The sequence below is a fragment of the Kitasatospora sp. NBC_01266 genome, from assembly GCF_036242395.1.
GTDB lineage: Bacteria > Actinomycetota > Actinomycetes > Streptomycetales > Streptomycetaceae > Kitasatospora.
In genome coordinates this window covers 8,171,502-8,183,792 of record NZ_CP108458.1, presented here as the reverse complement: position 1 = coordinate 8,183,792, position 12,291 = coordinate 8,171,502, and the positions used below count along the sequence as shown (strand labels likewise).

The window sequence follows — 12,291 nt, the reverse complement described above, 5'->3', positions numbered from 1 at the left end:
ATGCCTTGACCTTGTCGCCGGCGGCAGGGTCCGAGGATCGCCGGCATGGAGAACGAATCGCAGGTCAGGGTGGTCATCGTCACCGGAGCCGGCGAGGCGTACCTGCGCGCCCTGGGCGTCACCCACGTGCGCTGCTGGGCCGACGACGAACCACCCTCGCTCTCCTTCGGCGAGCGGCACGGCTACCGGACGGGGCGGACCGGCCACTTCAACCACCTCGACCTGACCGGCCCCCTACCGGCCGTGCCACCGCTGCCGCCCGGCGTCGAACTGCGCACCGCCGGCGACTACCTGGCGGACCCGCGCCCGGTCTACCGGCTCTTCCACGAGGCCTCGCAGGACGAGCCGGGCCACCTGACGTGGGACGCGCTGGGCTACCAGGAGTGGTACGACACCAGCTGGACCCGGCCCGACCTGGACCACGGGCTGAGCACGGTGGCCGTGGTGGACGGCGAGCCCGCCGCCCTCACCTTCGCCCAGACCGACGGCGCCACCCGCTACTGGTCGGCCGGCACCGACACCCGCCCCGCCCACCGGCGCCGCGGCCTGGCCAAGCTCGTCAAGGCCGCGTCCCTGCACCGGGCCCGCTCCGCCGGTCTCACCGACGCCTACACCGCCAACGACAGCACGAACGCCCCGATGCTGGCGGTCAACAGCCGGCTCGGCTACCGGTGTTGCGCCGACGAGCGCGAGTTGCTCAAGGAACTCCGCTCGGGTTCACCGGCCGTCTCGGGCTGATCCGGGTCAGCGGCGTACTGCGCCCCCCGTGACCGGGGGCCGGTGTGCACCGGGCCTCCCCCGGCGCGCGATGATGCCACGGCCCCCACGTCCGTGATCACCGAACCGAAGGTCCCGTCATGACGTCCGAACTCGCCTGCGCCGATGGTGCGCTGGATCGCGTGTCCGACTTCGCCCAGCACTACTGCCAAGCCCTGCCCGCCGCCCAGTAGCTGAGCGAGGAGCAGGCGCACGCCGTCTTCGCCGACTTCCTGCTGCGCGACTTCCCCACCGTCGTGCGGCAGGCCCAGGTGGCCGCGGTGAGCGAGCAGGAGCTCGCCACCGCGCTGGCGCCGCTGGCCGGCGTGGTGTCCGCCTCCGCCCTGGTCCACCGGGCTCAGCAGCAACCACGCGGCTACGCCGGTGACTTCGAGATCATCGAGTACCTGCTCGCGCGGCACCCGGACGGCGAACCAGGCAGCTGGGGGCGGGCGTTCGACGACTTCCTGCTGCACTCCGACGCCGCGCAGCAGCACCACAACAAGATCGCCCACCAGGCCGCGCTGATAGCGGCATGCCTGGCCGGCGGCCAATCCCGGCCGCCCCGCAGGATCCTGCTGATCGCCTCCGGCGCGGCCGCCGATCTGCGCCGCGTCGATCCCGCGCTGCTGCGCCCGGGCGACCGGATCGTGCTCAACGACATCGACCCCGACGCGCTGACCCGTGCGCTGGCCGATCTCCCGGCGGACACCGCAGCCCACACCAGCACCGTCCCGGGCAACGCCCTGCGCAGGTCGGCCGAACTCGCCGCCGACGCGGGCCCGTTCGACCTGGTGCTGGCCGGCGGCCTGTTCGACTACCTCGACGAGCGCCCCGCCCAGGTCCTCATCCGCGCCGCCCTGAAGCGCCTGGTCCGGCCCGGTGGGACCTTCTACTTCTCGAACATCGCCACCGGCAACCCGCTCGCGGTCGCCATGAAGTACGGCGCCAACTGGCCGCTGATCGAACGCGAGGAGGAGGACATCACCGCCGTGGTCCACGCCGCGGCCCACGCCGAGGTGAAGACCCTCACCGTCCGCCGCGACGCCACCGGGCTGACCCTCCTGGCCGAGATCGAGCGCGTCGACCAGGACGAAGCCTGACGGGCGCCTGCCTTACTGCCAACAGATCGGTACGCGTACGGGATCGCTGCACCGGGGAACACCGCGACGCCCTGGACGACAGCCCGCATGGTCGGCGTCAGCGGTGGACCGGGTCGCGAGCATCCGGCCGGCAAAACATCGGCGCGTCGCACGATGCCCTCGGCGAGAGGGGCCAGGACGGTGGACGGCCAACGTCGGGCAAGAGGTGACGGAGCATCACAAGTCTTAGCTGGTATGAACTTCCACCCTCTGGCGGTCGACCACAGTTGATGCCATGCTGCCGAGCGCAGGTATCGACGACACCCTCATCGACGATCCGTGGAGGCATCCATGATGTTCAAGAAGGCCGCGACCGTCGTCGCGGCGGCACTGCTCGCGAGCGTCTCGCTCGCTGGTGTGGCATCGGCGCAGCCGATTGGGGGCCCGCCCAAGCAGGGCTCCTTCATCGCTTACGGCCCCACGCAGGCTGCCGCGGTTCAGGCCATGATGGCAGAAATGCAGCAGCAGGACTGCCTGGCCGGCATCACCAACGAGCAGACCGGCGAGCAGGCCAACGGCACCTGGTATGCCGAGGGGACCGCCTACTGTTACGCCTAGGAGCGTGCATCTGGTTGTGGTCAATCTGTGGATCCGCCCAGCGGCGATGCCTGGTCCGGCAGATCAGGCTGTCTGACACGACAGCAACTGACATATGCGGACCAGGAGTTCACCGGGCCGTACCTGCCGATCGGCGGGTACGGCCCGTCCCCGGAGCGGCTGCGGCAGCAGTTCGCGGGGGGCCGTACCTGCCGATCGGCGGGTACGGCCCGTCCCCGGAGCGGCTGCGGCAGCAGTTCGCGGGGGTGATCTGGCGGTTCAGGAGGGGCGGGCCGTGACGGGAGCTGCCGACGGAGTTCGGCACCTGGCCGAGGCGAGGTGGACCTGGCAGTCGGACGGGGACTACCGGCACGGCGATCAGGCCCAGCAGCGCGGCAACCGCAATCGCGTGCGTATTGCCGGCGGCCCCGAGCTTCCTGCGGACGGTTCGCAGGTGTCCATGGCAGCGTGCCGACTCAGAGCGCGGCCAGTTCCAGCACCGCCTCCTGGGCCGCCGTCAGCGAGGCCGCACCCAGCTCGCGGTAGGGCGCCAGCGCGGGCAGTGCCGCCGCCCGGGTCAGCTCGGCGTGCACGAAGTGCAGGTTCGACTCGGCCACTCCGAGGCTGCCGAAGTACGCCCGCAGGTAGGGCGTCTGGAAGTCGAAGGCCTCGCGCGGCGTCCCCGGCCCGTAGCCGCCGCCACGCGCGGTGACCACCACCACCCGGGTGCCGCGCAGCCGGCTCTCGCCGGAGTCGGGGTCGGTGAAGGCGCCGGGGAAGGTGATCCGGTCGATCCAGGCCTTCAGCCCGGCCGGGATCGCGAAGTTGTACATCGGCACGCCGAGCAGCACGGTGCCGGCGGCGAGCACCTCGTCGATCAGCGGCCGGGTCAGCGCCCACTCGCGCTCCTCGGCCGGGCCCTCGACCAGCGCGGCCACCTTCGCCGGCGCGACCCGACCGTGCTCGTCCACCCGCCTGCCGAGCCGCCCGTAGGCCGGGCCGAGCAGCGGCACCGGGTCGGCGGCCAGGTCCCGGTAGCGGTGGTCGGCCGCGCCGTGCCGCGCCCGCCAGGTCTGCGCGAAGAGCGCGGTCAGCCGCCGGCTGACCGACTCCTCGGCGGTACCGATGCTGGAATCCACGTGAAGAAGCAGGCCGGTCATGGGATCTCCCTGTCACCTAGGTTGACTTGCGTCCGTCAGTACAGCGACGAACCACTGCGAGAAAAGGTGACCGATGGACCAGCAGGAGATCCTGGCCGACCGCTTCGAGGCGGAGCGCGGACCGCTGCGCGCCGTGGCGTTCCGGATGCTCGGCTCGGCCGCCGAGGCGGAGGACGCGGTGCAGGAGGCCTGGCTGCGGCTCAGCCGCGCCGAGGCCGACCAGATCCAGAACCTCGCGGCCTGGCTGCGGACCGTCGTCTCACGGGTCTGCCTCGACCTGCTGCGCTCGCGCGCCGCCCGCCGCGAGGAACTGGTCGACCAGCCGACCGCCGACCGGGTCGCCGAGGCCACCGACGGCGGTGACCCGGAGCACGAGGCGCTGCTGCTCGACTCGGTCGGCCGCGCGCTGCTGGTGGTGCTGGACCGGCTGGGCCCGGCGGAGCGGGTGGCCTTCGTGCTGCACGACCTGTTCGCCGTGCCGTTCGACCAGATCGCACCGATCGTGGAGCGGACTCCGGTGGCCGCCAAGAAGCTCGCCAGCCGGGCCCGGCAGCGCGTCCAGGGCACCCCGGCCGCGCCGCCGACCGAACTGGCCCGCCAGCGACGGGTGGTCGAGGCGTTCCTGGCCGCCTCCCGGGGTGGTGACCTGGACACGCTGCTCGCGCTGCTGGCCCCCGACGTGGTGCGCCGGGCCGACCCCGCCGCACTGCCGGCGGGCGGGGCACAGCTGGTGCGCGGGGCGCTGGAGGTGGCGCGGGGGACGCTGGTCTTCGGCCGGCGCGCGCGGTTCGCGGCGGTGGCGCTGGTCGACGGCGCCGTCGGCCTGGTGGTCGCCCCGCACGGCCGGTTGCTGCTCACGCTAACCTTCACCACCGAGGACGACTTGATCACCGGCTACCAGGTGATCGCCGACCCCGCGCGCCTGCGCGGCCTCGAACTGGCCGTGCTGAGCGACTGAGCCGCACCCGGGCGCGGCGGCCGGCCGGGGCCGGCCGCCGCCAGTCGGCTGCGGGCACAGCTGCTGGTGCCCTGGCTGGCCCGGGCGCAGGGCACCACCGAGCCGGCGTCCTGACGAACCTGCCCGGCCCAGGGCCCCTTTCCGGCGGGCGGCGGGCCACGCGTACGATCCCCGACAGCCCGATGACCCGATGCCCCGACAGCCCGACCACCCGTCACCGTCTCGCGCCCGCCTTCCCGCCCGTGCCGCACCGTCCCTCCCGGAGGACCGCCCAGTGGACTACACCGAGTACCGCAGCCACGACGCCACAGGCCTGGCCGGGCTGGTCGCGGCCGGTGAGGTGAGCGCGACCGAGCTGCTCGAGCTGGCGATCGCCCGGGCCGAGGCCGTCAACGGCAGGCTGAACGCCATCGTGACGCCGATGCACGAGCCGGCCAGGAGCCGCGCCGGCCAGGAGCTGACCGGGCCGTTCGCGGGGGTGCCGTTCCTGCTCAAGGACCTGATGCAGGACTACGCCGGGCTGCCCACCGGCAGCGGCTGCCGGGCGCTGCGGGACCGCCCCGCCGAGCGGCACAGCGAGGTGGTGAGCCGCTGGCTGGCGGCCGGACTGGTGGTCTTCGGCAAGACCAACACCCCGGAGTTCGGTGCCAAGGGCATCACCGAGCCGGAGGCGAACGGCCCGACCCGCAACCCGTGGGACCTGGCCCGCACCCCCGGCGGCTCCTCCGGCGGCTCGGCGGCCGCCGTGGCCGCCGGCGTCGTGCCGATGGCGGGCGCGAACGACGGTGGCGGCTCGATCCGGATCCCGGCGGCCTGCTGCGGGCTCTTCGGCCTCAAGCCGGGGCGCGGCCTGGTCCCGGCCGGCCCGCTGGCCGCCGAGCATCTGATGGGCGCCGCGACCGACGGCGTGCTCTCGCGCAGCGTGCGCGACTCGGCGGCGATGCTCGACGTGCTCACCGGCACGCCGGACCCGGGTGGCCCCTACCTCACTGCCCGGCCCGCCGCGCCGTACGCCGAACTCGCCCGCCGGACGCCCGAACGCCTGCGGATCGGCTTCAGCACCCGCTCCCCGCTGGGCACCGAGGTTCACCCGCAGGCCGTGGCCGCCGTCGAGGACGCGGCCAGGCTGCTCGGCGCGCTCGGCCACGAGGTCGAGCCCGCCGAGACCGGCATCGACGAGTACCGCCTCGCGCTCGACTTCCTCTCCATGTGGTGCGTCCAGACCGCCCACACGGTGGCCGAGATCCGCCGCACCACCGGCGCTGGGCACGAGGGCTTCGAGCTGGACACCCATCTGCTGGCCGCCGCCGGGCGCGCCCTGCGGGCCCCCGACTACTACACCACCTACCAGCGCTGGAACACCTACAACCGCGAGCTGGCCGCCTTCCACACCCGCTACGACCTGCTGCTCACCCCGACGCTGGCCCGGCCCCCCGTGCGGATCGGCGAACTCGACACGCCCCGGCCGGTGCGCGCGGTGGCCAAGGTGCTGCTGCGGCTGGGGCTACTGGGCACCCTGGTCGGTACCAAGGCCTGGGAACGCGCCGTGATCGCCAACCTCTCGGCCACGCCGTACACCCAGCTGGCCAACCTCACCGGCCGGCCGGCGATGAGCGTGCCGACCTACCGGACGCCGGACGGCCTGCCGCTGGGTGTGCAGTTCGTCGGCCCGCTGGGCAGCGAGGGCACCCTGCTCGCGCTCGCCGCCCAGCTGGAGGCCGAACGCCCCTGGGCGCGGCTGGCACCGGAGCTGTGAGGCTCCGTCAGCGGCCGGGACCCGGGGCGCGTCTCACTCCTTCGGCGGGGTGAGCAGGACGAAGTCGGCGCCCGCCGGGTCGACGCAGATCGCCATCCGGCCGATCCCCGGGGCGTCGACCGGACCCATCTGGAGGGTGCCGCCGTTCGCGGTGGCCTTGGCGAGGGTGGCGTCGCAGTCGGCCACCGTGAAGACGGGGTGCCAGTAGGGCAGGCCACCGGTCAGCGCGAGGTCCTCCGGCGCCAGCTCCAGCAGGCCGCCGAACTGCCGCTCCGGCGGCAGGCCGGCCGGGGTCAGCAGCGAGTAGGTGCCCTCGCCGCCGGGCATCGCGACGTCGCTGCTCTGCCAGCCGAAGAGGCCGCCGTAGAACTGCTTGGCGGCGGCCGCGTCGGTGGTGTACAGCTCGGTCCAACAGAGGCTGCCGGGCGCGTCGGTGAGCTCCAGGCCCGCCATCTCGCTCGCCTGCCAGGCCGCGAACCGGCCGCCCTGCGGGTCGGTGAACTGCGCGAGCCGCCCCTCCTTGCCGACCTCCGCCGGGGCGACCCGCACGATGCCGCCCGCCTGGCGGACGGCCTCGGCGAGCGCGTCCAGTTCAGCGGTACTGAAGTAGACCGTCCAGGCCGAGCGGGCGCCCGGCTCGGTGAGCCGGCCGACGGCACCCACGGCCTTGCCGTCCACCCGGAAGAAGCTGAAGCCGTCCGCCTCCGGGCCGAAGGACTCGACCGCCCAGCCGAACACGGCGCTGTAGAACGCGCCGGCGGCGGCGACGTCGGGCGCGCCGAGATCGATCCAACACGGGGAGCCGGGCACGAAGTCGGTGGTGAGCACAGCACCTCTCCTCTCAACAGACACTGGCGTACGCATGGTTCCTGGCGCCGCCCAGCCTCGCACCCGGCACCGACCGGAAACCGCCGACTCGCCGACCTGGGAAGACAGCTGATGATCCGTCAGATCATCTGCCCGACCAGCCGCATCGACCCACGGCTCACCCGACCGCGTCGGCCCACAGCTCACCGCGCCGTGCCGCCACCACCGCCCCGATCCGGGACACCAGTTCGGCCACCGGCAGCACCTGCGGCCGGCGCCCGTCCCGCAGGCGCGGCGCGACCAGCTGCGCGGCGGCCTCGCGCCGACCGATCACCGCCTGGTAAGGCACCAGCCGGGCCGCCCGGATCCGGGCCCCGAGGCTGCCCTCCTCGGGGTACGCCAACTCGGCGCGCAGCCCTGCCGCCAGGCATCGGTCGACCAGCGCCGCGGCGGCCGGGACCTCGGCGTCGCCGACCGGCAGCGCGACCAGGTGCACCGGCGCCAGCCAGGCGGGGAAGGCACCCGCGTGCTGCTCGATCAGGTGCGCCACCGCCCGTTCGACGCTGCCGATCACCGCGCGGTGCACCATCACCGGTCGGTGCCTGGCGCCGTCGGAGCCGATGTAGCGCAGGTCGAACCGCGCGGGCTGGTGGAAGTCGACCTGGATGGTGGAGAGGGTCGCCTCCCGTCCGGCCGGGTCGGCGATCTGCACGTCGATCTTCGGGCCGTAGAAGGCGGCTTCGCCCTCCTCGCTCTCGTAGTCGATCCCGGCCTGCTCCAGCACGCCGACCAGCAACTCCGCGGCGCGCTGCCACATCGCCGGGTCGGCGACGTACTTGCTGCCCGCGCCGGGGAGCGAGAGGCGGTAGCGCGCCGCCTCGATGCCGAGCGCGCGGTAGGCCTCGCGGATCAACTCCAGCGCGGCCCCGGCCTCCTCGGCGACCTGGTCGAGGGTGCAGAAGATGTGCGCGTCGTTCAGCTGGATCGACCGCACCCGGGTCAGCCCGCCCAGCACCCCGGACCGCTCCGAGCGGTACATCCCGCCCAGCTCGGCCATCCGCAACGGCAGTTCGCGGTAACTGCGGGCCCGGGAGCGGAAGATCACCGCGTGGTGCGGACAGAGGCTGGGCCGCAGCACCAGCTCGTCGCCGCCCAGCACCATCGGCGGGAACATGTCCTCGCGATAGTGCGACCAGTGACCGGAGATCTCGTACAACTCCCGCTTCCCGAGCACCGGCGAGTAGACGTGCCGGTAGCCCGCCCGGCGCTCCAGCTCGCGCACGTACTCCTCGAGCGCGTGCCGGACGGCCGCCCCCGCCGGTGGCCAGTAGGGCAGGCCGGCGCCGATCAGCGGGTCGGTGTCGAACAGCTCCAGCTCGCGGCCGAGCTTTCGGTGGTCGGGGCGGTGGCCGGTCGGCTGGTCACCGGCCTGGTGCTGCGCCTGGTCACTGGCCTGGTGCTGCGCGTGGTCGTTCATGGTGGGCACTCCTCGCGGTGGTAGCGGAGCGAGTGCCGGTACGACGAAGCCCCGGGGCACTCGCCCCGGGGCTGGTCGGACAGAAGCAGCTGTCAGCGCGCCGGGACTTGGTCCGGCGTCGTCGTCTGTGCGGCGTGCTTCAGGAAGCTCATGTTCGACAGCGTAGCAGCGTGCGGGCCCGAACGGAGTTGTCAGTGCGGCGCGGTAGCCTCGCCCGGTCCAGGAGAGCACTCACCGCACCTGGTCGCATGACACCACGGAGAGAGGCGGTAGGACCGATGAGCGGCTGGCTCGCCCACGGGCTGCGCTGGGAGGGCGCCCGCGCGACGCTGCCCGCCACCTGCGGCACCCGCGAGCACCTGCGCGAACTGACCGCCGGCGCCCGGGTCAGCTGGCGCCTGCTCGGTCCGCGGCGGTGCGTGGGCGCCTGGCTCGGCAGCGCGGTCGGGCAGCGGCCGTGCCCGCACGGCGCCACCGTCGAGCCGGCCGGCCGCAGCGCCCAGTGCCCGGCCTGCCAGAGCGCGGACCACGGCCTGCGGCTGGCCCGCGACCAGGTGCTGGACGACGGCCGCAGCTACCGGCTCTACCTGGCCTGGTTCGGCAGCGGCCTGCTCAAGGTCGGCCTCACCGGTGCCCACCGGGGCACCAACCGGCTGGCCGAGCAGGCGGCGATCGCGTTCACCTTCCTCGGCGGCGGCTCGCTGCCGGCCGTGCGACGCGCCGAACTCACCGTCTCCGGCGCCGGGATCGCCCGCGAGCGCTTGCCGGTGCGAACCAAGGTCGAGCACTGGTGGCACCTGCCCGAGCAGCGCACCGCGCACCAGGAGCTGGCCGCCGGCCGCACCCGGGCCCTGGAGCTGCTGGCCGGCCAAGCCCTCGACCGCTACCTGGACCACCCGGTGGTCGACCAGCGCCCGCTCTTCGGGCTGACGGCGGGCGCCCCGCCGGTCTACCGCGAGATCACCGCCCTCACCGAGGGCGCGACGCTCAGCGGCGAGCTGCGCGCGCCGATCGGCCGGCATCTCCTCCTCGACACCCCCGGCCTCCCACCGCTCCTGCTGGACACCCGCCACCTGGTCGGCTGGACCCTCACCGCCGGCCAGGACGCCCCGTGCGCCGGGCTGCGACTGGCCGAGCGGCGCCGCCCGGCACCGACCGGCGCGCAGCAGACGCTCTTCTGAACCGGTGCCTCAACTGAGCCGCCGCCCCCGCCTCACTCCGCCCGCATCGCCCGGTTCAGGCCCAGGTTGCTCACCAGCAGCCCGCCGTCCACCGGCAGCGTGACACCGGTGATCCAGGCCGCGTCCGGCGAGGCGAGGAAGGCCACGGCCCCGGCGACGTCCTGCGGGGTGCCGACCCGCCCCAGCGGGTACTGGGTCGCCGCGCGCCGCAGCACCTCGGGGCGGTCGTCCCAGGTGCTGGTGGCGATCGTGCCCGGTTCCACCAGGTTGACCCGCACTCCCCTGGGCGCCAGGTCGACGGCGAGGGTGCGGGTGAACGAGGCCAGCGCGGCCTTGGCCGCGCTGTAGCCGTGCCCGCCGAAGTGGCGTTCGGCGTTCACCGAGCCGATGTTGACGATCGCGCCCCGCCCACCGGCCGCCACCAGGTGCGGCACCGCCGCCCGGACGCACCGGAAGGCGCCGTGCACGCAGCCCTCGAAGTCCGCGTACCAGGCCTCGTCCTCGTGCTCCTCGAAGCGGGCCGGCTCCTGGTGGTACGCATAGGTGTTGTTGACCAACACGGCCAGGCCGCCGAACACCCGCACGGCCTCGGCCACCGCCGCCCCGACCTGCTCGCGCTCGTCCACCTCGCAGGTGAACGCCGCTGCCGTGCCGCCCTCCTGACGGATCGACAGCGCCACCCGCTCGGCCCGCTCCGCCTCCCGGTCGACGACCAGCACGCCCGCGCCCTCCGCTGCCAGCCGCCGCGCGGTCGCTTCCCCGATCCCTTGTCCCGCGCCGGTCACCAGCGCCCCACAACCCTCGAATCGCGTCATGCGGCCACTCTAGGACCTGTCGTCAAACCCCCCTCCAGCCACCGTCGCCGCCCGGCTCAGCAGCACCCGCACCGCCGAACTCCCCGAGTGCGGGCGCAGCCTGGTGCGCATCGCGCTGACGGCGGTGCGCAGGCGGACGGAGCTGAGCAGGGGGTAGTCGTCCAGCACGGCGTGCCAGCGCACACAGGCGTGGTCGAGCTGCCCACGGTCGAGGAGGAGCCCGGCCAGGCGGGCGTTGGTGACGGCACGCGCGCGGCGCTCGGCGGGCGGGCGTTCGCGCACCGAGCGGGTCAGTGCGCGGATCGCGCCTTCGGTGTCGCCGAGCGCGGCGAGCATCTCGGCCTCCTGGTGGGCATAGGCGGACCAGTGGTAGGCGCCGAGGTCCGGCGCCGGGGGCTCTGCCCGTTCCAGGCACTGCTGGGCCCGGCCGAGGTGGGCGAAGGCGGCCGCCCGGTCACCGCAGTCGGCGGCGCCCAGCGCCTGCTGGCCGAGCACGAAGGCTCGCTGACGATACGTCAGAACGGACAGGTGAGCACCGGCGGCGTCCGCCAGTTCGCGCGCGTAGCGACGGCGGCCGAGGTAGTGGGCCTGCACGCTCAGGCCGCGCAGCGCGGTGGCGTGCAGCCAGGGGTCGGCCGCCTCGGCGGCCAGTTCCCCGGCCAGCCGATAGTAGGCCTGGGCCGCCCCCTGCCGTCGGCTGTCGAAGCAGCTGAACCCGGCCAGATAGGACAACCGGCTGGTGCAGAGCAGCAGTTCGCGCCGCACTGCGGGAGCGGCCGGGGCCCGTAGCCACTCGGGCAGCACCCTGGCCAGCAGGCCGGACAGCACCGGACGGCAGGAGGCGGCACCCAGCGACTCCTCGGCGGCGAGCAGGAACGCCGTCAACTCCCGGGCCACTCGCAGCTGGGCGCGACCGACCCGGGCCGCGCCCGGCGAGGCCGCCGCCCCGGGTACGGCGGACGGCAGCAGCGGCCGGGTTCCGGGCGGGGCGGGGTAGGCGGGCACCAGGCGGCGGGCGAGCGAGTAGACCGGACCCGTGCTGCCGGGTGACTCCGCGACGGCTTCCGCCAGTCGGGCCAGCTGCGCACCGAGCGGTTCGGCGGCCCCCTGCCCAGCACCCCTGGCAGGCGGCTCGGTTCGGCCCGGGGTGCGGACGGGCTGGCGGGCCAGCCGGGTGTCCGCCACCGTGACCGGCCGGCCGAGCGCGCGGGAGAGCACCTCGGCCACCAGCGCCGGGACGGGCGCGGCGGGGCAGGAGCCACTGAGCCAGTGTGCGACGGCGGTGCGGTCGTAGCGGAACCGGTGGCCGTCGGCCGCCCCGGCCCGGTTCACGGCGCGGGCCAACTCCGCACCGCTCCACCCGGCTTCGGTCAGCAGCGCGCGCAGGTACTGGTTGGGAGCCCGGGTGCCGGTCATCGCTGATCTCCTCAAGCCGGTCGGCGGGGGACGGTCGGCATGCTCCGCCCGATACCCCAGGGTGGTACCTGCAGGGAGCACGGCGCGAGCGGCGCGCGAGGGGAACGGACGGCGTGCACCGCTGAGAGTCACCACGTCGGCGATCCGGCGGTGCGCCGGGGCGAGGCGGCCTGACGGGCCGTCAGCACAGCTTGCGCAACACTCACCCGCGTTCAACACCCCCACCCGGGCTCCCGTCTCGCCGGCACCGCGAGGCTGCTGTTGGCTGGGCGACATCAGCCCGGCC

The 12,291-nt window shown here is 74.2% G+C and carries 11 protein-coding genes; 6 read left to right on the top strand and 5 right to left on the bottom strand.

All coding sequences use genetic code 11. The annotated features are described in order from the left end of the window. Positions 1 to 45: 45 nt before the first annotated feature. The 3 genes from OG403_RS35075 to OG403_RS35065 all read left to right on the top strand — a co-directional run bounded on the left by OG403_RS35075 (position 46) and on the right by OG403_RS35065 (position 2,456). Positions 46 to 738 carry a GNAT family N-acetyltransferase gene (locus tag OG403_RS35075; RefSeq protein ID WP_329571649.1) on the top strand — a complete coding sequence of 231 codons (693 nt, stop codon included), beginning with the start codon at positions 46 to 48 and terminating at the stop codon, positions 736 to 738. 299 nt (positions 739 to 1,037) lie between these two features. Further along, positions 1,038 to 1,859 (top strand): class I SAM-dependent methyltransferase, encoded by an 822-nt coding sequence (locus OG403_RS35070; RefSeq protein WP_329571648.1) that lies wholly within the window; start codon positions 1,038 to 1,040, stop codon positions 1,857 to 1,859. Between the two features lie 330 nt (positions 1,860 to 2,189). Next, the gene (locus OG403_RS35065; protein ID WP_329571647.1) at positions 2,190 to 2,456 is read left to right on the top strand and encodes a hypothetical protein; all 267 of its coding nucleotides are present in this window, start codon (positions 2,190 to 2,192) and stop codon (positions 2,454 to 2,456) included. Positions 2,457 to 2,911: 455 nt separating this feature from the next. On the opposite strand, the gene OG403_RS35060 is transcribed toward OG403_RS35065, so the two are convergent. After that, entirely contained in the window at positions 2,912 to 3,595 is a 684-nt protein-coding gene (locus tag OG403_RS35060) for an FMN-dependent NADH-azoreductase (RefSeq protein ID WP_329571645.1), read from the bottom strand. A 73-nt stretch (positions 3,596 to 3,668) separates the two neighbouring features. Here OG403_RS35060 and OG403_RS35055 point away from each other — a divergent pair, with 73 nt between their 5' ends. Together OG403_RS35055 and OG403_RS35050 are read left to right on the top strand one after the other, a co-directional pair. Beyond that, positions 3,669 to 4,553, top strand: coding sequence for a sigma-70 family RNA polymerase sigma factor (locus OG403_RS35055; protein WP_329571643.1), 885 nt, complete (start codon positions 3,669 to 3,671; stop codon positions 4,551 to 4,553). A gap of 274 nt (positions 4,554 to 4,827) precedes the next feature. Next, positions 4,828 to 6,309, top strand: coding sequence for an amidase (locus OG403_RS35050; protein WP_329571640.1), 1,482 nt, complete (start codon positions 4,828 to 4,830; stop codon positions 6,307 to 6,309). A gap of 33 nt (positions 6,310 to 6,342) precedes the next feature. Here the strand turns inward: OG403_RS35050 and OG403_RS35045 are convergent, their stop codons facing one another. Next, complete coding sequence (locus tag OG403_RS35045) at positions 6,343 to 7,137, bottom strand: VOC family protein (RefSeq protein WP_329571638.1); 795 nt, start codon at positions 7,135 to 7,137, stop codon at positions 6,343 to 6,345. A gap of 157 nt (positions 7,138 to 7,294) precedes the next feature. Then, positions 7,295 to 8,593, bottom strand: a complete 1,299-nt coding sequence (gene thrS, locus OG403_RS35040; protein WP_329571636.1) for a threonine--tRNA ligase — start codon at positions 8,591 to 8,593, stop codon at positions 7,295 to 7,297. Between the two features lie 278 nt (positions 8,594 to 8,871). Between thrS and OG403_RS35035 the strand changes: the two genes are divergently transcribed. Beyond that, complete coding sequence (locus tag OG403_RS35035) at positions 8,872 to 9,774, top strand: DUF2797 domain-containing protein (RefSeq protein ID WP_329571634.1); 903 nt, start codon at positions 8,872 to 8,874, stop codon at positions 9,772 to 9,774. A 32-nt stretch (positions 9,775 to 9,806) separates the two neighbouring features. Here the strand turns inward: OG403_RS35035 and OG403_RS35030 are convergent, their stop codons facing one another. Together OG403_RS35030 and OG403_RS35025 are read right to left on the bottom strand one after the other, a co-directional pair. Beyond that, positions 9,807 to 10,589, bottom strand: a complete 783-nt coding sequence (locus OG403_RS35030; RefSeq protein WP_329571632.1) for an SDR family NAD(P)-dependent oxidoreductase — start codon at positions 10,587 to 10,589, stop codon at positions 9,807 to 9,809. A gap of 9 nt (positions 10,590 to 10,598) precedes the next feature. Next, complete coding sequence (locus tag OG403_RS35025; RefSeq protein ID WP_329571630.1) at positions 10,599 to 12,005, bottom strand: hypothetical protein; 1,407 nt, start codon at positions 12,003 to 12,005, stop codon at positions 10,599 to 10,601. Positions 12,006 to 12,291: the final 286 nt, after the last annotated feature.

What these genes read in the sequence shown, in the direction of transcription:
- OG403_RS35075 (WP_329571649.1), top strand. Translation starts at nt 46, where the DNA reads ATGGAGAACGAATCGCAGGTCAGGGTGGTCATCGTCACCGGAGCCGGC.
- OG403_RS35065 (WP_329571647.1), top strand. Translation starts at nt 2,190, where the DNA reads ATGATGTTCAAGAAGGCCGCGACCGTCGTCGCGGCGGCACTGCTCGCG.
- OG403_RS35060 (WP_329571645.1), bottom strand. Translation starts at nt 3,595, where the DNA reads ATGACCGGCCTGCTTCTTCACGTGGATTCCAGCATCGGTACCGCCGAG.
- OG403_RS35055 (WP_329571643.1), top strand. Translation starts at nt 3,669, where the DNA reads ATGGACCAGCAGGAGATCCTGGCCGACCGCTTCGAGGCGGAGCGCGGA.
- thrS (WP_329571636.1), bottom strand. Translation starts at nt 8,593, where the DNA reads ATGAACGACCACGCGCAGCACCAGGCCAGTGACCAGGCGCAGCACCAG.
- OG403_RS35035 (WP_329571634.1), top strand. Translation starts at nt 8,872, where the DNA reads ATGAGCGGCTGGCTCGCCCACGGGCTGCGCTGGGAGGGCGCCCGCGCG.
- OG403_RS35030 (WP_329571632.1), bottom strand. Translation starts at nt 10,589, where the DNA reads ATGACGCGATTCGAGGGTTGTGGGGCGCTGGTGACCGGCGCGGGACAA.
- OG403_RS35025 (WP_329571630.1), bottom strand. Translation starts at nt 12,005, where the DNA reads ATGACCGGCACCCGGGCTCCCAACCAGTACCTGCGCGCGCTGCTGACC.